General features: G+C 71.3%; 16 protein-coding genes. 10 read left to right on the forward strand and 6 right to left on the reverse strand.

The features are described from left to right. The 9 genes from NS331_RS26715 to NS331_RS14225 all read left to right on the forward strand — a co-directional run. The coding region (locus NS331_RS26715) for a helix-turn-helix transcriptional regulator (RefSeq protein ID WP_193758112.1) at nucleotides 1–729 on the forward strand (729 nt) is incomplete at its 5' end. A gap of 98 nt (nucleotides 730–827) precedes the next feature. Next, on the forward strand, nucleotides 828–1,772 hold the full coding sequence (locus NS331_RS14190) for a MurR/RpiR family transcriptional regulator (protein ID WP_242873751.1): 945 nt from the start codon (nucleotides 828–830) through the stop codon (nucleotides 1,770–1,772). Then, a complete protein-coding gene (locus NS331_RS14195) occupies nucleotides 1,769–2,743 on the forward strand; it encodes an isoaspartyl peptidase/L-asparaginase family protein (RefSeq protein WP_058642631.1) in 975 nt (324 codons plus the stop codon). Before NS331_RS14190 ends, NS331_RS14195 begins: the two co-directional genes overlap by 4 nt. A gap of 7 nt (nucleotides 2,744–2,750) precedes the next feature. Beyond that, nucleotides 2,751–4,637: a dipeptide ABC transporter ATP-binding protein gene (locus tag NS331_RS14200; RefSeq protein WP_058642632.1), complete on the forward strand. Its 1,887-nt coding sequence runs from the start codon at nucleotides 2,751–2,753 to the stop codon at nucleotides 4,635–4,637. Between the two features lie 57 nt (nucleotides 4,638–4,694). Next, on the forward strand, nucleotides 4,695–6,245 hold the full coding sequence (gene gsiB, locus NS331_RS14205) for a glutathione ABC transporter substrate-binding protein GsiB (RefSeq protein ID WP_058642633.1): 1,551 nt from the start codon (nucleotides 4,695–4,697) through the stop codon (nucleotides 6,243–6,245). 245 nt (nucleotides 6,246–6,490) lie between these two features. After that, nucleotides 6,491–7,414, forward strand: coding sequence for a glutathione ABC transporter permease GsiC (gene gsiC / locus NS331_RS14210; RefSeq protein ID WP_058642634.1), 924 nt, complete (start codon nucleotides 6,491–6,493; stop codon nucleotides 7,412–7,414). A gap of 28 nt (nucleotides 7,415–7,442) precedes the next feature. Next, on the forward strand, nucleotides 7,443–8,366 hold the full coding sequence (gene gsiD / locus NS331_RS14215; RefSeq protein ID WP_058642635.1) for a glutathione ABC transporter permease GsiD: 924 nt from the start codon (nucleotides 7,443–7,445) through the stop codon (nucleotides 8,364–8,366). Nucleotides 8,367–8,428: 62 nt separating this feature from the next. After that, complete coding sequence (locus NS331_RS14220) at nucleotides 8,429–9,526, forward strand: DmpA family aminopeptidase (RefSeq protein WP_058642650.1); 1,098 nt, start codon at nucleotides 8,429–8,431, stop codon at nucleotides 9,524–9,526. Between the two features lie 76 nt (nucleotides 9,527–9,602). Beyond that, nucleotides 9,603–10,436 (forward strand): M55 family metallopeptidase, encoded by an 834-nt coding sequence (locus NS331_RS14225; protein WP_058642636.1) that lies wholly within the window; start codon nucleotides 9,603–9,605, stop codon nucleotides 10,434–10,436. Nucleotides 10,437–10,484: 48 nt separating this feature from the next. On the opposite strand, the gene NS331_RS14230 is transcribed toward NS331_RS14225, so the two are convergent. From NS331_RS14230 to NS331_RS14255, 6 genes are all read right to left on the reverse strand, one after another. Continuing rightward, nucleotides 10,485–11,459 (reverse strand): Bug family tripartite tricarboxylate transporter substrate binding protein, encoded by a 975-nt coding sequence (locus NS331_RS14230; RefSeq protein WP_058642637.1) that lies wholly within the window; start codon nucleotides 11,457–11,459, stop codon nucleotides 10,485–10,487. A gap of 102 nt (nucleotides 11,460–11,561) precedes the next feature. Further along, nucleotides 11,562–13,274 carry a dihydroxy-acid dehydratase gene (gene ilvD, locus NS331_RS14235; RefSeq protein WP_058642638.1) on the reverse strand — a complete coding sequence of 571 codons (1,713 nt, stop codon included), beginning with the start codon at nucleotides 13,272–13,274 and terminating at the stop codon, nucleotides 11,562–11,564. Beyond that, nucleotides 13,271–13,774 carry an aconitase X swivel domain-containing protein gene (locus NS331_RS14240; RefSeq protein WP_082702483.1) on the reverse strand — a complete coding sequence of 168 codons (504 nt, stop codon included), beginning with the start codon at nucleotides 13,772–13,774 and terminating at the stop codon, nucleotides 13,271–13,273. Before NS331_RS14240 ends, ilvD begins: the two co-directional genes overlap by 4 nt. Then, the gene (locus tag NS331_RS14245) at nucleotides 13,771–15,063 is read right to left on the reverse strand and encodes an aconitase X (RefSeq protein ID WP_058642639.1); all 1,293 of its coding nucleotides are present in this window, start codon (nucleotides 15,061–15,063) and stop codon (nucleotides 13,771–13,773) included. Before NS331_RS14245 ends, NS331_RS14240 begins: the two co-directional genes overlap by 4 nt. 58 nt (nucleotides 15,064–15,121) lie before the next feature. Next, nucleotides 15,122–15,967: an IclR family transcriptional regulator gene (locus tag NS331_RS14250; protein WP_058642640.1), complete on the reverse strand. Its 846-nt coding sequence runs from the start codon at nucleotides 15,965–15,967 to the stop codon at nucleotides 15,122–15,124. Nucleotides 15,968–16,037: 70 nt separating this feature from the next. Further along, nucleotides 16,038–17,492 (reverse strand): FAD-dependent oxidoreductase, encoded by a 1,455-nt coding sequence (locus NS331_RS14255; RefSeq protein WP_058642652.1) that lies wholly within the window; start codon nucleotides 17,490–17,492, stop codon nucleotides 16,038–16,040. 142 nt (nucleotides 17,493–17,634) lie between these two features. On the opposite strand from NS331_RS14255, the gene NS331_RS14260 reads away from it, so the two are divergent. Further along, nucleotides 17,635–18,666 carry a Bug family tripartite tricarboxylate transporter substrate binding protein gene (locus tag NS331_RS14260; protein WP_082702484.1) on the forward strand — a complete coding sequence of 344 codons (1,032 nt, stop codon included), beginning with the start codon at nucleotides 17,635–17,637 and terminating at the stop codon, nucleotides 18,664–18,666. Nucleotides 18,667–18,696: the final 30 nt, after the last annotated feature.

Below are 18,696 nucleotides of genomic sequence, written 5' to 3' on the forward strand. Positions count from 1 at the left end.
CTCGCGCTGCTGCAGCGCCTGTTGCCTCACCTGGAAACGGCGCTGGCGCTGCACCGGCGCCTGTCGCGCGCGCAGGCACTGGCCGATGCCTCGCTCCAGGTGCTCGAGGGCCTCCCGATCGGCGTCGTGCTGCTGGACGAGCGGGCCGCGGTGCTGCACGCCACGGAACGCGCCCGCCGGCTGGCGGCTGACAGCGGCCTGCTGCAGTTCGGTGCCGGGGATGGGCTGGCCGCCAGCCCGCCGGCCGCCCACGCGCGGCTGCAACGCGCCATGCGGGCAGCCGTGGCCACGGGCAGCGGGCGCAGCGGCGGTGCAGGCACCGGCCTGCGGCTGGAGGGACTGGCCGGCCTGCAGTTGCACCTGCTCGTGGCGCCCCTGCCCGGCTGGCGTTCGCCCTTCGGCGAGCGGACCGCGGCGGCAGTGTTCGTGAGCGCACCCTCGGCGGAACTCGCCGCGCTGGCGCCGGTGCTGCGGGCGCTGTATGGCCTGACCCCGGCCGAGGCCCAGTTGGCCCAGGCGCTGGTCAACGGCCTGTCGCCGCAGGAATACGCCGACGCCGCACGGCTGTCCCTGCACACCGTGCGCGCGCAGTTCAAGGCCGCCGCGGCCAAGGTGGGCGTGCGGCGTCAGGCCGACTTCGTGCGCGTGCTGCTGACCGGGCCGGCCTTGTTGGGCCGGCTGGCGGCCGGATATCGCACGGACGACGACGGGCGGGCCCGCGACGCCTGAGGCCTGGCCCGGCGTTTGCTTCAGAGGCCGAAAACGATCAAAAATTTTCTCATCGCGCACCAACCGTGTAAATTCGCTTTCACTCCCGCGCCAAAACCGTGCAGTCCGTCACCCGCCCGTCATCACCGCCACCCGAAATCGGCAGTCACTCCGTCGCCCAGCGCATCGCGCAGGCGCGGCCGCAGCTGTCGCGCCTGCACCGGCAGGTGGCGGACGTGGTGCTGGCCCAGCCGCTGCAGGTGGCCACGCTGTCCATCGACGAGCTGGCGGCGCGCGCCGGCGTGTCGATCGCCACGGCCAACCGCTTCGCCCGGGCGCTGGGCTTCGACGGCTACCCGGCCTTCCGGGGAGAGCTGGTGCGCGGCTTCGAGGCCCTGCTGGCGCCGGTGGAGCAGTTGCGCAGCCAGGTCGAGTCCGGCCCGGCCAGCGCGGCGGACGTGTTCGCCAGCGCGCTGGAGGAATGCCGCCACAACATCGAGGCCACGCGGCAGTCGCTGTCGGCCGGAGCCTGCGAGGCCGCCGTGCGCCTGCTGCGCGAGGCCCGCACCGTCTACATCGCCGGCTACGGCGCCAGCGCCTGGCTGGGCGGGCTGCTGCAGCACGGGCTGGAAACCTACGGCGCCGACGCGCGCCTGCTCGCCAGCACGGCCGGCGCCACCCACGGCGCCCGGGCTCTGGCCCGCAGCGGGCCGCAGGACGTGGTGGTGGCCATCAGTTTTCCGCGCTACCTGGCCGACACCCTCGCCCTGGCCGAACAGGCGCGCGCCCGCCGCGTGCCGGTGCTCGCGATCACCGACCACGGCGCCTCGCCGCTCGCGCCGCTGGCCGACGTGGCACTGTTCGCCCAGGCCCGCAGCCGCTTCAGCCCCAACTGCGAAAGCAGCGTGCTGGCGCTGATCGAGGCCCTGGTCGGCGCCCTGTCGCTGCAGACCCACCAGGCGCTGCAGGCCGTGCGCGGCACCACCGAGGTGATCGCCCCGTGGGTCTGGAACACCCGAACCGGCCGCCGCGGCGTCGACCCCCAGGACCTTTTTTCCGCATGACGACCCTGCTTCCCGCCCTCGCCCTCCACGGCGGCGCCGGCACCATCACGGCCGCCAGCCTGAGTGCCGACGATGCCCGCCGCTACCACCAGGCGCTGCACGACATCGCCGCCGCCGCCCAGGCCCTGCTGCTGGAAGGTGGCAGCGCGCTCGACGCCGTCTGCCTGGCCGTGCAGATGCTGGAGGACTGCCCGCTCTTCAACGCCGGCCACGGTGCCGTGTTCACCCACGCCGGCACGCACGAGCTGGACGCCGCCGTGATGGACGGCCGCGACCTGCGCGCCGGCGCCATCGCCGGCGTGAGCCGCCTGCGCAACCCGGTGCACGCCGCCCGCGCGGTGATGGACGATGGCGCCCACGTGCTGCTGGCCGGCGCCGGGGCCGAGGCCTTCGCGCAGGAGCGCGGCCTGGCCTTCGTCGACCCGACGTACTTCTCCACGCCCATGCGCCGCGAGCAGCTGGAACGCGTGCGCGCCGCCGGCCGCGTGGTGCTGGACCACGACGGCGCCGCGGCCGTGGCCGCCGATGCCGCCCGCACGCCGCTGGACGAGGACCGCAAGATGGGCACCGTCGGCGCCGTCGCCGTCGACCGCCACGGCCACCTGGCCGCCGCCACCTCCACCGGCGGCATGACCAACAAGCGCGTCGGCCGCATCGGCGATTCGCCGCTGATCGGCGCCGGCACCTATGCCGACGACCGCTGGGCCGCCATCTCCTGCACCGGCAGCGGCGAGATGTTCATCCGCGCCGCGGCCGCCTACGACGTCTGCGCGCGCATGCGCTATGCCGGCCAGTCGCTCGCCGAGGCGACCGACGCCGTGGTCCACCAGAGCCTGCCCGCCATCGGCGGCACCGGCGGGCTGATCGCGGTGGACCGTCATGGAAACCTCGCCCTGCCCTTCAACACCGAGGGCATGTACCGTGCCCACGTGCGCGGCGCCGAAGCGCCCGTCACCGCCATCCACCGCTGAGTTCCCCATGAGCACTGCCATTGCCGAGGCCCCGGCCGCGACCCGCGCGGGCGCCTCCCTTCCCGAAGGCCGCGTGCTGCAGGTCGAGGACCTGAGCGTGCGCTTCGCCACGCGCGAGCGCACCGTCGACGCGGTCAAGCACCTGGGCTTCCACGTGGACCGGGGCGAGACGCTGGCCATCGTGGGCGAGTCGGGCTCGGGCAAATCCGTCACTTCGCTGGCCCTGATGCGGCTGGTGGACTACGGCGGCGGCCGCATCCTGAACGGCCGCATGGCCCTGCGCCGGCGCAACGGCGAGGTGCTGGACCTGGCGCAGGCCTCGCAGGCGACGATGCGCGGCATCCGCGGCGCGGACGTGGCCATGATCTTCCAGGAGCCGATGACCTCGCTCAACCCCGTCTTCACGGCTGGAGACCAGATTGCCGAGGCCATCGCCATCCACCAGGGCAAGAGCCAGGCGGCCGCCCGCGCCGAGGCGCTGCGCATGCTGGAGCTGGTGCGCATCCCCGAGGCGCGCGAGGTGCTGCGCCGCTACCCGCACCAGCTGTCGGGCGGCATGCGCCAGCGCGTGATGATCGCCATGGCGCTGTCGTGCAAGCCGCAGCTGCTGATCGCCGACGAGCCGACCACCGCGCTGGACGTGACCATCCAGGCGCAGATCCTGGCGCTCATCGCCGAACTGCAGCGCGAGATGCAGATGGGCGTGGTCTTCATCACCCACGACATGGGCGTCGTGGCCGAGGTGGCCGACCGCGTGCTGGTGATGTACCGCGGCGACAAGGTGGAAGAAGGTCCGGCGGCGCAGCTCTTCGCGGCGCCGGCCCATCCCTACACCCGCGCCCTGCTGTCGGCCGTGCCGCGCCTGGGCGCCATGCGCGGCACCGAGCGGCCCGCGCCCTTCGAGCTGCTGCGCGTGGATGCGGCGGACGAGGCCGTCTCGCCCCGGCCCGAGCACGACACCGTGCGCCACGACGCCGAGCCCATCCTGCAGGTGCGCGACCTGGTCACGCGCTTCCCGCTGCGCGGCGGCTGGCTGCAGCGCGTGACGCGCGAGGTGCATGCCGTCGAGAAGGTCAGCTTCGACCTGCGCGCCGGCGAGACGCTGGCGCTGGTGGGCGAATCGGGCTGCGGCAAGAGCACCACCGGCCGCTCGCTGCTGCGCCTGGTCGAGAGCCAGCGCGGCAGCATCCGCTTCGACGGCCGCAACGTGCTGGCGCTCGACACGGCCGAGGTGCAGGCGCTGCGGCGCGACATCCAGTTCATCTTCCAGGACCCGTATGCCTCGCTCGATCCGCGGCTGACGGTGGGCTTCTCGATCATGGAGCCGCTGCTGGTGCACGGCCTGGCCACCAGGGCCGAGGCGCAGGCGCGCGTAGGGGCGCTGCTCACCCGCGTGGGCCTGGCGCCCGAGCATGCGCAGCGCTATCCGCACGAGTTCTCCGGCGGCCAGCGCCAGCGCATCGCCATCGCGCGCGCGCTCGCACTGCGGCCCAAGGTGGTGGTGGCGGACGAGGCGGTGTCGGCGCTGGACGTGTCGATCCAGGCGCAGATCGTCAACCTCATGCTCGAGCTGCAGCGCGAGATGGGCATGGCCTACCTGTTCATCTCGCACGACATGGCGGTGGTGGAGCGCATCGCCCACCGCGTGGCCGTGATGTACCTGGGCCGCATCGTCGAGATCGGTCCGCGCCGCGCCATCTTCGAGAACCCGCAGCATCCCTACACCCGCAAGCTGATGAGCGCGGTGCCGGTGGCCGACCCGTCGCGCCGCCACCAGCCGCGCGCGCTGCTGCAGGGCGAGATCCCGAGCCCGATCTTCCCGGCGGGCCACGAGCCCGACGTGCCGCCCCTGGTGCAGGTCGGACCGGACCATTTCGTGGCGCCGCAGGGCTGAAGGCCCTATCGTCCGTTTCCTTTTCCCTTTCGTCTTTCTTTCTTCAAGGAGCTTCGCATGCAACAACAGCGACCCCACCGCATCGCCGCCGCCCTGGCCCTGGCCTCGCTGGCCGGCCTGGCCGCGTCGTCTGCCCATGCCGCCGGCGACATCGTCGTCGCGGTGCAGTCCGGCTTCACCACCACCGATCCCTACGACGCCAACGACACGCTGTCGCAGGCCGTGGCCAAGTCCTTCTACCAGGGCCTGTTCGGCTTCGACAAGGACATGAAGATGCAGCCGGTGCTGGCCACCGGCTACACCGTCAGCAAGGACGGCCTGGTCTACACGGTCAAGCTCAAGAGCGGCATCAAGTTCCACGACGGCACCGACTTCAATGCCGAGGCGGTGAAGGCCACCTTCGACCGCGTGACCAACCCGGACAACAAGCTCAAGCGCTACAACCTGTACAAGAACATCGCCAAGACCGAGGCGGTGGACCCGACGACGGTGCGCTTCACCCTGAAGGAAGCCTTCTCGCCCTTCATCAATTCGCTGGCCCACCCCTCCGCCGTGATCATCTCGCCGGCCGCGCTGGCCAAGTACGGCAACAAGGGCATCGCGCAGAACCCGGTGGGCACCGGCCCCTTCAAGTTCGTGGAATGGCGCCCGGCCGACTACCTGAAGGTGACCAAGTTCGACGGCTACTGGCGCAAGGGCTATCCGAAGGTGGACTCGATCACCTGGCGCCCGGTGATCGACAACAACACCCGCGCGGCCATGATGCAGACCAACGAGGCGCACTTCGCCTTCCCGATGCCGCCCGAGGCCGTGGCCGCGCTGCAGGCCAAGCCCAGCCTGGAAGTGACGATCGCGCCGTCGATCATCCAGCGCTACATCTCGATGAACACGACGCAGAAGCCCTTCGACAACCCGAAGGTGCGCGAGGCGATCAACTACGCGATCAACAAGGAAGCCCTCGTCAAGGTGGCCTTCTCGGGCTATGCGATCCCGGCCGAGGGCGTGCTGCCCAAGGGCGTGCAGTACAACACCAAGCTGGGCCCCTGGCCCTACGACCCGAAGAAGGCCCGTGAGCTGCTGAAGGAGGCCGGCTATCCCAACGGCTTCGAGAGCACGCTGTGGAGCGCCTACAACTACAGCACGGCGCAGAAGGTGATCCAGTTCGTGCAGCAGCAGCTGGCGCAGGTGGGCATCAAGGTGCAGGTGCAGGCGCTCGAGGCCGGCCAGCGCGTGGAACGCGTCGAGAGCGCGCAGGACCCGGCCACCGCGCCGGTGCGCATGTACTACGTGGGCTGGTCCTCGTCGACCGGCGAGGCCGACTGGGCGCTGCGTCCGCTGCTGGCGTCGGAGTCCTTCCCGCCCAAGCTGTTCAACACGGCCTACTACAAGAACGAGCAGGTGGACGGCGACATCCAGAAGGCGCTGGTCACCACCGACAGTGCCGAGAAGACCAAGCTCTATGCCGACGCGCAGCAGCGCATCTGGAAGGACGCGCCCTGGGCCTTCCTGGTGACGGAGCAGCTGGTGTCGGTGCGCGCGCGCAACCTGGCGGGCTTCTACATGATCCCGGACGGCAGCTTCAACTTCGACGAGGTCGAACTCAAGTAAGCCTCACGCCATCCGGCTCCGAGCCCCTCTCCCCTCGCGGGAGAGGGGTTGGGGAGAGGGGGCGTGCACCGCACCACGGCTGCTTGTCCCGCCACCGCCGCTGCCCCCTCTCCCCGGCCCTCTCCCACGAGGGGAGAGGGAGCGAAGCGGCTTGAACCGCGTACGCCGTCATGCAAGCCGACGCGGCCCGCTCCACCCATGTCTGAGCCTGCACCGCGCTCCCCGCCCGAGCCACCTGTTTCCCCATGCTCCATTACGTCGTCCGCCGCCTGTTCGGCCTCGTTCCCACGCTGCTGATCGTGGCCGTGCTGGTCTTCCTGTTCGTGCACCTGCTGCCCGGCGATCCGGCACGGATGGCCGCGGGCGTCGATGCCAGCCCGGAAACGGTGGAGCTGGTGCGCCAGGACCTGGGCCTGGACAAGCCCCTGCCGCAGCAGTTCCTGGCCTTCTTCAACCGCCTGCTGCACGGCGACCTGGGCACCTCGCTGCGCACCAAGCGGCCGGTGTCGGAAGAGATCGGCGCGCGCTTCATGCCCACCTTCTGGCTCACGGTCACGAGCATGGTCTGGGCCACGCTTTTCGGCATGGCCATCGGCATCGCCTCGGCCGTGTGGCGCAACCAGTGGCCCGACAGGCTGGGCATGGCGCTGGCCGTCTCGGGCATCTCCTTTCCGGCCTTCGCGCTGGGCATGCTGCTGATGCAGGTGTTCTCGGTGCAGCTGGGCTGGCTGCCCACGGTGGGCGCCGAGTCGTGGCGCCACTACATCCTGCCCTCGCTGACGCTGGGCGCGGCCGTGGCGGCCGTGATGGCCCGCTTCACCCGCGCCTCCTTCATCGAGGTGATCGGCGAGGACTTCGTGCGCACCGCGCGCGCCAAGGGCGTGCCGGAGTCGTGGATCCTGTTCAAGCACTGCCTGCGCAATGCGCTGATCCCGGTCGTCACCATGATGGGCCTGCAGTTCGGCTTCCTGTTGGGCGGCTCCATCGTGGTGGAGGCCGTCTTCAACTGGCCCGGCCTCGGCCGGCTCCTGGTGGACGCGGTGGACATGCGCGACTACCCGGTGATCCAGGCGCTGGTGCTGCTGTTCTCGCTGGAGTTCATCCTCATCAACCTGGTGGTGGACGTGCTCTACGGCCTCATCAACCCGGCCATCCGCTTCGGCAAGTAAGGCCGCGGCACTGCAGGCTCCGATTTCCATGCCGACTTCCTCTTCCCTTCCCGCTTCCGATTCCGCCGCCGCTGCGGCTGCCGGCACGGGCGCGCCGCTCGCGGTGCGCTCGCCCTGGTCCGAGTTCTGGCGCAAGTTCAGGCGCCAGCCCATGGCGCTGGCCGCCCTGGCCTTCATCGTGCTGCTGGTGCTGGTGGCCGTGCTGGCGCCGTGGATCACGCCCTACGACGCCGAGAACTTCTTCGATTACGACCGGCTCAACACGCCGCCCTCGGCCGCGCACTGGTTCGGCGTCGACCCGCTGGGCCGCGACATCTTCAGCCGCATCCTGATGGGCGCGCGCATCTCGCTGGCCACCGGCTTCGTCTCCGTGGTGCTGGGCGCCGTGGTGGGCACAGCGCTGGGCCTGGTGGCGGGCTTCTACGGCGGCTGGTGGGACCGGCTCATCATGCGCATGTGCGACGTGCTGTTCGCCTTCCCGGGCATCCTGCTGGCCATCGCGGTGGTCGCCATCCTGGGCAGCAGCATGACCAACGTCGTCGTGGCGGTGTCGGTGTTCAGCGTGCCGGCCTTCGCGCGCCTGGTGCGCGGCAACACGCTGGCGCTGAAGAACCTGACCTACATCGAGGCCACGCGCAGCATCGGCGCGGGCGACCTCACCATCCTGCTGCGCCACATCCTGCCGGGCACGCTGTCGGCCATCGTCGTGTACTTCACCATGCGCATGGGCACCTCGATCATCACGGCCGCCAGCCTGTCCTTCCTGGGCATGGGCGCGCAGCCGCCCACGCCGGAGTGGGGCGCGATGCTCAACGAGGCACGGGCCGACATGGTCAATGCGCCGCACGTCGCGCTGTTCCCGTCGCTGGCCATCTTCTTCACGGTGCTGGCCTTCAACATGCTGGGCGACGGCCTGCGCGACGCGCTGGATCCGAAGATCGACCGGCTGTGAGCGACCGTCCGGCCGTGACCGAGGATGCAGGCGCTGACGGATGCGTCGGCGCCGCAGGCCCCCTGGCACGCGGCCCGACCTTGCCGCACATCGGCCATCTGCCCGCGGGGCCGCGCAACGCCATCACCGACGTCGCGGGCGTCACCGTCGGCCATGCCACGCTGGACCGCCCGGAGGAGGACGTGCACACCGGCGTCACCGTCGTGCGCCCGCATGCCGGCAGTCCCTACCTGCAGCGCGTGCCCGCCGGCGTGGCGGTGCTCAACGGCTTCGGCAAGAGCCTGGGCCTGATGCAGGTGGAAGAGCTGGGCGTGCTGGAGTCCCCCATCGCGCTGACCTCCACCTTCGCCGTGCCCGCCGTGGCCGAGGCGCAGATGCGCCAGTGCGTCGCCGCGCATCCGGAATGCGGCCGTGGCTGGCCCACGGTCAACCCGCTGGTGCTGGAGTGCAACGACGGCTTTCTGAGCGACCAGCAGCGCTTTGCGGTGCGCGAGGCGGACTACCTGGCCGCCTGGCAGGCGGCCGATGCCGGCTTCGCGCTGGGCGCGGTCGGCGCGGGGCGGGGCATGTCCTGTCACGGCCTCAAGGGCGGCATCGGCACCGCCTCGCGACGCATCGCGGTCGACGGCGGCGCTGAGCCCGCCTGGACCGTCGGCGCCCTGGTGCTGACCAACCAGGGCCGGCCCGAGCAGCTGCAGGTGGCCGGCCGGCCCGTCGGCGCCTGGCTGCATCAGGCCGGCCGCACCGCGGCGGCGACGGCGCCCGAGCGCGGCTCGATCATCATGCTGCTGGCCACCGATGCCCCGCTTGACGCGCGCCAGCTGCGCCGCCTGGCGCTTCGCGCCGGTGCCGGGCTGGCCCGCACCGGCTCGGTCTTCGGCCATGGCAGCGGCGACATCGCGCTGGCCTTCTCGACCGCCTACACGCTGCCGCAACTCGCCACCGAGCCGATGCCGGCCGTGGCGCTGCTGCACGATGCGCGGCTCGACCCCTTCTTCCAGGCCGCGGCCGACAGCGTGGAGCAGGCGATCCTGTCCGCGCTGTGGCATGCGCCCACGCTGCGTGGCCGCGCGGGCCACGTGCGCCACGGCCTGTGCGAACTGCTCGCCGAATGGCCGGCGGATGCGTTCACGCGCGCGCTGCTGCCGGTGATGGCATGACGCAGTCATCCGCGCTTTCCTCGTCCAGACACTGCTTCATCGCCTGGCCCACCCGTCACGCGACGGCCCCGAATCCATGACCCACACCATCCTCATCTCCGTCGACATCGAAGGCGTCGCCGGCGTCTTTCATCCCGAGCAGACGCGTCCCGGCAACGGCGAATACGAACGCGCCCGGCTGTGGATGACCGAGGAGGCCAATGCCGCCATCGCCGGCGCCTTCGACGGCGGCGCACGCGAGGTCGTGGTCAACGACTCGCACGGCAGCTTCCGCAACATGCCTGCGGCGAAGCTGGACGCCCGCGCCCGCATCGTGCAGGGCAAGCCGCGCTACCTGAGCATGGTGGCCGGTGTGGAGCGGCCCGGCATGGTGGGCGTGTGCATGGTGGGCTACCACGCCCGCGCGCATGCGCCCGGCATCCTCGCGCACACCATCAACAGCGGCGCCTTCGCCGGCATCCGCATCGGCGACGAATGGCAGAGCGAGGCGACGCTCTACGGCGCGCTGGCCGGCGAATACGGCGTGCCGGTGCTGATGGCCAGCGGCGACGATGCCTTCATCGCCGAAACGGCCCCGCGGCTGCCGGGCACGGTCTTCGTGCAGACCAAGGAGGCGACCGGCATGCACAGCGGCGTCTCGCTCTCGCCCGAGGCCGCCTGCGCGGCCATCCGCGAAGGGGTGGCACACGCGGTGGCGCAGGCGGCCGACCGTCGCCCCGCGCCGCTGCGCATTTCCGGCCCGCTGCAGGTGGAGCTGCACACCCAGACGCCCGCCCACGCCGACCTGTTCTGCCAGTGGCCGAGCTTCGAGCGGGTGGAAGGCACGGTGCTGCGCTTCGACGCCCCGACCATGGAGGCGGCGGTGCGCATGCTCAACTGCTGCTCGGCGATGGCGATGATGCTGCGCTGAGGCCCGGCGCCATCCTGCACAGGGGCAGCGAGGGGTCGCGGTAGCCGGTCACTCGAAGCGGATTCCGCTGGTGCGCAGCGTCTCGCCGAAAGCGTCGTACTGCACGCGGAAGAAGCGGGCGAACTCCTCAGGCGACATGCCGTGCCCATCGAAGGCCTGTTCCGCCAACTGGGCGCGCACGCCGGACTGGGCCAGCGTGCGCTGCAGCGCCTCGGACAGGCGCTGCGTGAGCGCGGGCGGCAGCCCCGGCGGCCCGAAGAAGCCGGCCCAGGGTGTGATGGTGAGCTTGCCCAGGCCCAACTCGGTGGCCGTGGGCACCTGGGGCAGCAGCTCGCTGCGCTTGGGCAGCAGTGTGACGAGCGCGCGGATGCGGCCGTCCTTGACGAAGCCGGGCGCCAGCGTGCCGGTGGTGAACATCATCTGCACCTGACCGCCCAGCAGGTCGGTCATGGCCTGCGAGTCGCCCTTGTAGCGGGCATTGACCACCGGCCGCTTGCCCAGCAGCTGCAGCATGGCCAGCTCCGAGGCGCTGTTGCTGGAGGCGGAGTTGTAGGGCGCGCCCTTGCCGCTGTCGATCCAGGCCAGCAGCTCGTCCACGCTGCGCACCGGCAGGCGCGCGGGCACCACCAGGAACATCGAGAACTGCCCGGCCGAGCTGATGGGCGTGAAGGCCTTGAAGGGGTCGTAGGGCGGCTTGGGCCGCACGGTGGGCGCGGCCACCATCGAAGTGTTGGTGCCCATGAGCAGCGTGTAGCCATCGGGCGCCGCGGCCGAGACGGCCTGCGCGGCGATCACGCCATCGGCACCGGGGCGGTTGTCCACCACCACCTGCTGGCCCAGTTCGCGGCCCAGACCCTCCGCGATCACGCGGGTGAGCGAATCGGCCCCGCCGCCCGGCGAGAAGCCGACCAGCAGCCGCACCGGGCGGTTGGGGTAGCCGTCGGTGGCGGCATGGGTGGCGGTGGTGCCCAGGGACAGCGCGGCCAGCGCGCTGCCTGCGCCCAGCAAGGTTCTGCGTCGCATCGTCGATTCCTTTCGTCGTCAAAAGGCGCGCACAGGCGCCCCGGCTGCCTTCGACCGGCAGCCTGAAACAGGGAAACAGAGAAGAAGGAAGGCCGCCGGGCCTCAGCCGCCGGGCTCGACGGGCGCCTCGCTGCGCACCATCACCGCGCCCTTCGGCAGCGGGCCCACCATGCGGCGGTACTGCTGCAGCCAGCCGCGGTCGTACTGCGGCGGCGGTGCCTGCCAGCTGTCTCGCCGCTGCTGGAGTTCGGCGTCGCTCAGGTCCACCGCCAGCAGCCGCTCGTCCAGGTCGATGGTGACGAGATCGCCGTCGCGCACCAGGCCCAGGGGCCCCCCGAGCGCCGCCTCGGGTGCCACCTCGGCCACGACCAGGCCCTTGCACACCAAGCCCGAGAGGTGCCCGTCGGTCAGCAGCGCCACCTGGTCGCCCAGGCCGGCGCCGTCGATGGCGAAGACCACGCGCGAGGCGCCGCCGCCCATGGCCGGCCCGCCGCGCACGCCGGCGCCACGCATCACCACCACCTGGCCCGGCTGGATGCGGCCATCGCGCAGCGCGGCAATGGCTTCGTCGCTGCTCCAGAAGCACAGCGCCGGGCCGGTGAAGCGCCGCACCTTGCGCTCGCCGATGCCGGCCTTGATGAGGCCCGATTCCGGCGCCAGGTTGCCGCGCAGCAGCACGATGGCCGGATGGGTCGAGACGGGCCGGCCGATGGGCCGGATCACCTCGGCGTCGGCCACCTCGGCATGGCGCAGGTTGTCGGCCACGGTGGCACCGGTGACGGTGGGCGCGCCCAGGTCCAGCAGCGGGGCCAGCTGCTTCATCAGCGCCCGGCAGCCACCCGCGGCCTCGAAGGCCTCGATGGTCTGCTCGCCCACCGGGCGCACGCCGGCCAGCACCGGCGTCGTCGGGCCGAGCTGGTCGAACAGGCCGTACACGTCCACGCCGCAGTCGCCTTCGGTCGCGACCGCCTGCAGATGCTTGGCGCAGTTGAGCGAGCCACCGACCGCCAGCACGGCGCGCACCGCGTTGGCAAAGGCGCCCGGCACCAGGATGTCGCGGGGCTTGAGGTCGTCCCACACCATGTGGACGATGCGGGTGCCGGCGGCGCGCACGTCGGCCATCATCTTGTCGCCCAGCGCCGCCACCGGCGCGCTGCCCGGCAGCGCCATGCCCAGCGCCTCGCAGACGATGTGCATGGAATTGGCCGTGCCCATGCCCGAGCACACGCCGGGACCGCGGATGGCCTCACGGCTCATGCCGACCAGGTCGTCGACAGGCAGCTTGCCGGTCACGGCATGCATGGCACCGATGAACACGTCCTCAATGTCGACATGCCGGCCCTGCCATTCGCCGCTGGGCTGGTAGCCGCAGGGCACCATCAGCGTCGGGATGTTCAGCCGCGCAGCCGCCATCAGCTGGCCGGGCACCGTCTTGTCGCAGGAGGTCAGGCAGACCATGCCGTCGAGCTGCGCGCCCTCCACCGCCACCTCGATGTCGTTGGTCACCAGGTCGCGTGCGGCCAGCATGTAGGCGCCGCGGGCACCGGCGCCGGTGATGAAGTCGCTGGGCGCGGCGGTGCGGATCTCGAAGGGCACGCCGCCAGCGGCGCGGATCGCGTCCTTCAGCACCTGGGCCACGCGGTCCAGGTGGCTGAAGCAGGCGGCCAGCTCGGAGGAGCTGTTGACCACCGCGATCTTGGGCTTCTCGCAGTCGGCCTCGGGAATGCCCAGGGCGCGCCAGTGCGCGTTGCGCACCGACCAGAGGTAGGAGCCGCGCGGGAAGTTGCTGCGCAGCGGGCGTCGTCGTTCGGTCATGCCGGTTTGTCTCCATCGTGCGCGGCGCGTGGCCGCTTGAACACTTCCACCGTGCCGCGGTCGGCATCGACGCGGACGCGGTCGCCGGTCTCGATGCAGGCCAGCGGATCGCGGTCGAAGTCGGTGAGCGTGGGCGCGTGGGTGACCACCGCGCCCAGCGCCATCTTGGTGGTCATCTCGTTGAACAGGAAGGCCGCGGGCGCCGCCTTCAGCAGCCGCGCCGTGTGGAACATGGCGGACCAGCCCGAGGAGCCCTTGGCGCCCGGGAACACCAGCACCTTGCCGGCGAAGCTCTGGCCGCGCAGCGCATGGCCGATCTCGATGACGGTGCCGGTGCGCGGATCGATGCCGCCCCAGCCGGAGATGCGATCGTGCGTGACCAGTGCCTCGGCCTCGACCACGCCCCCGACCACCTTGCGGCCGTGCAGCACGAGGTCGGGCGCCGGGTCGGCCGTGGCGCCGTGGGCCGGAGCGTAGGACAGATCAGGACGGGCGCTCATTGCAGACCGCCTTGCCAGCGGCCGGTGCACGCCGCTTCGATGCATTCCGCTGTACTGCCGAACCAGGCCTGCACGCCCAGGATGGCCGGCAGGTAGTGCGCCTGCTTGGCCGAATCCAGCGCCACGGCCCGCGTGCCGGGCGGCACGGCGCGGCTCATGGCCGAGCAGCTGTCGGTCATCAGCACGCCGCCCGCCGCTTCGATGATGCGGGTGTGGCCGCTGCGGTCGGCCAGCGCCTTGATGGCGCGCGGCGTGAAGATCCACAGCTGCACATCGGGATGCAGGCGCCGGCCATCCAGCAGCTGCGCCGCTTCCCAGATCTGCTCGATGGTGTAGTGCGGGCAGCCCAGCATCACGTACTGGATCTCGGCCTCGCGGGCCGTGGTGTTGAGCCGCTCGTAGGCAGCCCGGCGTTCGGCCGGGCCATAGCGCAGGACCTCCATGGGCTTCCTGCCGCCCAGCGCATGTTCCAGCGTCGGCGCCTCGGGCGTGATGCCCACCAGGTGGAACAGCTCCACGCCGCCGGAAGAAGCCGCCGCCGCGCCGAAGTGCTTGAGCCGAGGCAGGTTGGGCGCACGGCCGAAGCCCTCGTGCCGGTGCACCACGGGCACGCCGCTTTGCACCTGCTCGCCGATGAAGTAGCCGAGCAGGCCCCAGTCCTGCACCGATTCGACCTCCACCTCCAGCTCGACGAGGTGGGTGGCATGGCGGTTCTCGTCGCGGTGGTAGCCCCAGTCGGGGATGCGCGCGGTGAGCATGGCCGCGCCGCAGCTCTCGCGGCCTTCGGTGTTGGTGCGCCCGCCCAGCACCGAGTTGCAGTAGACGACCGCCGACGATTCCATCCATGCGCAGTGCTCGCCGCGGGTGGGCACATTGCCCACCTGGTAGGGCGTGCAGGTGTTCATGATCTGCGCGCCCAGGCCAGCGGCATGGCGCTCGCTGCGTTCGTAGAACTGCAGGGTCTGCGTGTCGATGCCCATGCGCTCGGGCTGGCCGGGGTCGAAGCCCAGCTGCAGGTGGCTGGTGAAGACCTTGAACTTCGGGATCGGCACCACCTCCTGGCTGTCCAGGCTGAATTCGGAGAACACCGCGTCCATGCCGCCGCGGGTCTGCGCGAAATCGCGCTGGAAGGGCGTGGTGGAGGTGATGGTGGCGCAGACGTTGCGCGTCTCCACCAGGCGCTCGGCGCCCAGCGCCTCGCCGTAGCGCACCAGCAGGTCCATGGCCTTCTGCACGGCCGGGCCGTCGCGGCCGTCGTACATGGCCTTCTCTTCGTCGCTCAGGTGCATGGGGCGGGTCCTTGTCTCTGTTCTTCTGTCGTTGTGAAGTCGTGGGGCGTGCAGGCCGTCAGGGCGGCGACGCAGCGTCCGCCTCCAGCGGCAGCCGTCCGCCGATCTCGCCGGCGATCTGACGGGCCAGCTCGCGCAGGCGCGGGCCGACCTCTTCGCGCAGACGCTCCTCCGTGAAGACGAAGGCGGCGCCGCCGGCGTTGAGCGCCATCACCTCCTCGCCCGGCCCGATGAGCGGCACCGAGACGGAATTGATCTCGCGGTGGAACTCACCCAGCGACAGCGTCCAGCCGGTGCGCGAAGCCTGCGCCAGCGCACGCTGCAGCGGCTGGGCGATGGCATCCCACTCGGGGCCGCGCAGCAGCCGCATCGAGTCGATCAGCTGTTCGCGCGCCGCCGGTGCCAGCGCGGCCAGGTAGGCGCGGCCCAGGGCCGAGTTGGGCAGCGGCGCACGCGAGCCCACGTCCAGCCGCGGCGAGAGCATGGACGAGCGCGGCCGGCAGGCCTCGATCAGCACCATCTCCATGCCATCGCGCACGGCCAGGTAGACCGAGGCCCCGCCCTCTTCCGCCAGCGCCTGCATGTGCGGCCGGGCCACGGCGCGCACGTCCAGGCTGCCGAGGAAGACGCGCGCCAGCGACACCACGCCCGGGCCCAGCATGAAGCGGTCGGCCACGGCAGCCGGCTTGAGCATGCCGTTGGCCAGCAGCGTGGCCACCAGCCGGTTGACGGTCGGCCGTGGGATGCCGGTGATGCGCGCCATCTCGGCATGGCCGAGCATGGGCCGGTCTTCGCTGAAGCAGCGCAGCAGCGAGAGACCGCGTTCCAGCGCGCTGACGGTGTCGCCGCGCTCGGCGCGCAGGTCGGAGGAATCGGGCACGGCGGCCTTGTCGGAGGGCGTCATGGGCAGGGATGCGGATGCGGCTGAGTAGGACCGGCCACTGTAGATCGTCATGCGCGCGCCACGCCGGTGGTCAGGCCGTGGTGGCGGTCTCGCCGTCCGGGGTCGCCGCGCGGCCGGACGCGCCGGGCCGCAGGTAGACGCCCTGCGCGATCAGTGCCGACTGCAGGGCGCCGATGTCCACGTCGCGCGGCGCGATGCCGCCGCGCGAGGCCAGCGCCGCCGCCACGCCCGCGGCCTGGCCGGTGATCCAGCACTGTGGGATCTCGCGCATGAAGCCGTGCGAGTTGCGGTCGCAGGAGATGTGGCGCCCGCAGGCCAGCAGCCCGTCCAGCGATTGCGGCACCAGTGCGCCGTAGGGGATGGAGATGTTGGGGAACTTGGGCGAGACCGCGGGCGACACGCCGATCTCGTCCGCCAGCGGCACGCCGTCCGGCCACTGGCTGCGCAGCACGGCGCCGGTGCCCACCAGCCGGCGCGCATGGCGCACGCCGATCTGCGGCGCGCTCAGCATCAGGAAGGCATTCTCGAAGCCCGGTGCATGGGCGCGGAAGAAGTCCAGGTGCGCGGCCATGGCGCGGTGCGAGCGCACTTCCACCGCGGTGAGGTCGTCCACGTCCAGTGCCGAGTAGCCGGTCTGCCGCGGGCCCATGAAGAGCGCGATGTCGTCGCGCCAGGAGACGAAGGGCCGCTCGAACAGGCCGATGGCCTCGCGCCCCTGCGCCATGAACTGCGAGAAGGCCTCGGGCTGGCCCGCCTTGAAGTCGATCCAGCGCTTCATGTCCACGCCGCCGAAGAGCCAGGAGGTGTTCATGCAATGGTGCACGTCGGCCTCTTCGATGTCGTTGACGAAGGCGGCACCGGCGCGTGCGAAGAGGTCGCCGTCGCCGGTGGCGTCCACCACCACGTCGGCCATGATGGCCATGCGGCCTTCCTTGCTCTCGAACACCACGCCCCGCACCCGGCCGTCCTGCACGATGGGCACGGCTGCCCAGGAGTGGTAGATGAGCTTGACCTGGCGTTCGAGCACGATCTCCTGGCTCAGCAGCTTGAGCCGCTCCGGGTCCACCGTCGGCGACCAGGTCACGACGCCGTGGTAGGCCGCGGTGCGCTGCGACCAGTGGGCCGCCTTGGCCGGGTCCTGGGAGCCCCAGTCCTCGCGGGCCGGACCGGCCACGGCATCGGCCGGCAGCCGGTCGAACAACTCCTCGGCAAAGCCGCGGATCACCGGCTGGCCTTCCCAGTCGGTCATGCGGTCGATCCAGATGACCAGCCCGCCGGTCGACAGGCCGCCCAGGTGGTTGTAGCGCTCCAGCAGGGCCACGTCGGCGCCCGCGCGCGCCGCCGCCGCTGCAGCGGCCGTGCCCGACGGTCCCCCACCCACCACCAGCACGCCGCAGCGGTGGTAGATGGGCACCCGGCGGCCGGGCTCGTCCCAGACGCCATGGTCGGGCCGGACTACGCGGGCATCGCGGTCGAAGATGTCGGAGCTGAGGATGCGCTCGTCGGAGCGGACGATGGTTTTCATGGCGGCGTCGGTCAAAGTGGATTCATTTTTTGGACATGATGTCCATAAAGTCAATCAAATGACGCCAAATCAAGGGTTAACACGGTCATGAAATGCCGGTTATCGGAAAGATAGTCTGTGCAAAACGGAATCCGGAGACTTCATGCCACCTCGCCTCTTCCTTCCTCGTGCCGTGCGCCGCCGCACGCTGGCCCGCCTGTTGGCCCTCGCGGCTACCGCGCCCGCCCTGGCCTGCCTGGCACCCACCGCGTGGGCGGCCGGCGCCGCCTTCCCGGTCGACGGCAAACCCATCCGCATCGTGGTCGGCTTCACGGCGGGCGGCGGCACCGATGCGCAGGCGCGCATCGTGGCCAAGCACCTGGGCGAGGTGCTCGGCACGCCGGTGCTGGTGGACAACCGCCCCGGCGCCAGCACCATGCTGGCCGCCAGCGAGGTGGCGCGCGCCCTGCCCGACGGGCACACGCTGCTGTACGCGCCCTCCTCCACCATGGCGCAGAACCCCCACACCTTCGCCAAGGTGCCCTACGACCCGTTCAAGGACTTCACGCCCATCTCGCTGGGCGGTCGCGGTCCGCTGGTGCTGTCGATCAGCAGCGGCGTGCCGGTGGCCAACGTGGCCGAGCTGGTCGCCTATGTGAAGGCGCGGCCGGGCCAGACGAGCTACGCCTCCTTCGGCGCGGGTACCTCCTCGCACATCTACGGCGAGGCCTTCGTGCGCAAGGCGGGCATCGACTCCGTCCATGTGCCCTACAAGGGCGGCTCCGACGCCGCCAAGGACCTAATGGCCGGCCGCGTGCCCTTCATGTTCGATTCGGCCTCGTCGGCCGTCATCGCGGCCAGCAGCGGCAAGGTGCGCATCCTGGCCGTGGCGGCGGAGCAGCGCATCCCGGCCCTGCCGGACGTGCCCACGCTGTCGGAGCAGGGCTTCACCGGCCTGGACCTGCCGAGCTGGCTGGGCTTCTACGGCCCGGCGGGCATGGCGGCGCCCACGGTGCAGCGACTCAACGCGGCACTGGCGCAAGTGCTGGCGCTGCCCGAAGTGCGCAAGTTCTACCGCGACGGTGGCTACGAGGCGGGCGCCAACAGCCCCGAGGCCTTTGCGCAACTGACCCGCCGCACCTACGAGCAATGGGGCGCGATGGTGCGACAGGTCGGCCTGCAGGCGGCCCAGTGAGCGCACGCATGCCCTTGCCCATCCGACGCA

The organism is Pseudacidovorax intermedius (assembly GCF_001476815.1).
Classification (GTDB): Bacteria; Pseudomonadota; Gammaproteobacteria; order Burkholderiales; family Burkholderiaceae_C; genus Xenophilus; species Xenophilus intermedius_A.

What these genes read in the sequence shown, in the direction of transcription:
- NS331_RS14195 (WP_058642631.1), top strand. Translation starts at nt 1,769, where the DNA reads ATGACGACCCTGCTTCCCGCCCTCGCCCTCCACGGCGGCGCCGGCACC.
- NS331_RS14200 (WP_058642632.1), top strand. Translation starts at nt 2,751, where the DNA reads ATGAGCACTGCCATTGCCGAGGCCCCGGCCGCGACCCGCGCGGGCGCC.
- gsiB (WP_058642633.1), top strand. Translation starts at nt 4,695, where the DNA reads ATGCAACAACAGCGACCCCACCGCATCGCCGCCGCCCTGGCCCTGGCC.
- gsiC (WP_058642634.1), top strand. Translation starts at nt 6,491, where the DNA reads ATGCTCCATTACGTCGTCCGCCGCCTGTTCGGCCTCGTTCCCACGCTG.
- gsiD (WP_058642635.1), top strand. Translation starts at nt 7,443, where the DNA reads ATGCCGACTTCCTCTTCCCTTCCCGCTTCCGATTCCGCCGCCGCTGCG.
- NS331_RS14225 (WP_058642636.1), top strand. Translation starts at nt 9,603, where the DNA reads ATGACCCACACCATCCTCATCTCCGTCGACATCGAAGGCGTCGCCGGC.
- NS331_RS14230 (WP_058642637.1), bottom strand. Translation starts at nt 11,459, where the DNA reads ATGCGACGCAGAACCTTGCTGGGCGCAGGCAGCGCGCTGGCCGCGCTG.
- ilvD (WP_058642638.1), bottom strand. Translation starts at nt 13,274, where the DNA reads ATGACCGAACGACGACGCCCGCTGCGCAGCAACTTCCCGCGCGGCTCC.
- NS331_RS14240 (WP_082702483.1), bottom strand. Translation starts at nt 13,774, where the DNA reads ATGAGCGCCCGTCCTGATCTGTCCTACGCTCCGGCCCACGGCGCCACG.
- NS331_RS14245 (WP_058642639.1), bottom strand. Translation starts at nt 15,063, where the DNA reads ATGCACCTGAGCGACGAAGAGAAGGCCATGTACGACGGCCGCGACGGC.
- NS331_RS14250 (WP_058642640.1), bottom strand. Translation starts at nt 15,967, where the DNA reads ATGACGCCCTCCGACAAGGCCGCCGTGCCCGATTCCTCCGACCTGCGC.
- NS331_RS14255 (WP_058642652.1), bottom strand. Translation starts at nt 17,492, where the DNA reads ATGAAAACCATCGTCCGCTCCGACGAGCGCATCCTCAGCTCCGACATC.
- NS331_RS14260 (WP_082702484.1), top strand. Translation starts at nt 17,635, where the DNA reads ATGCCACCTCGCCTCTTCCTTCCTCGTGCCGTGCGCCGCCGCACGCTG.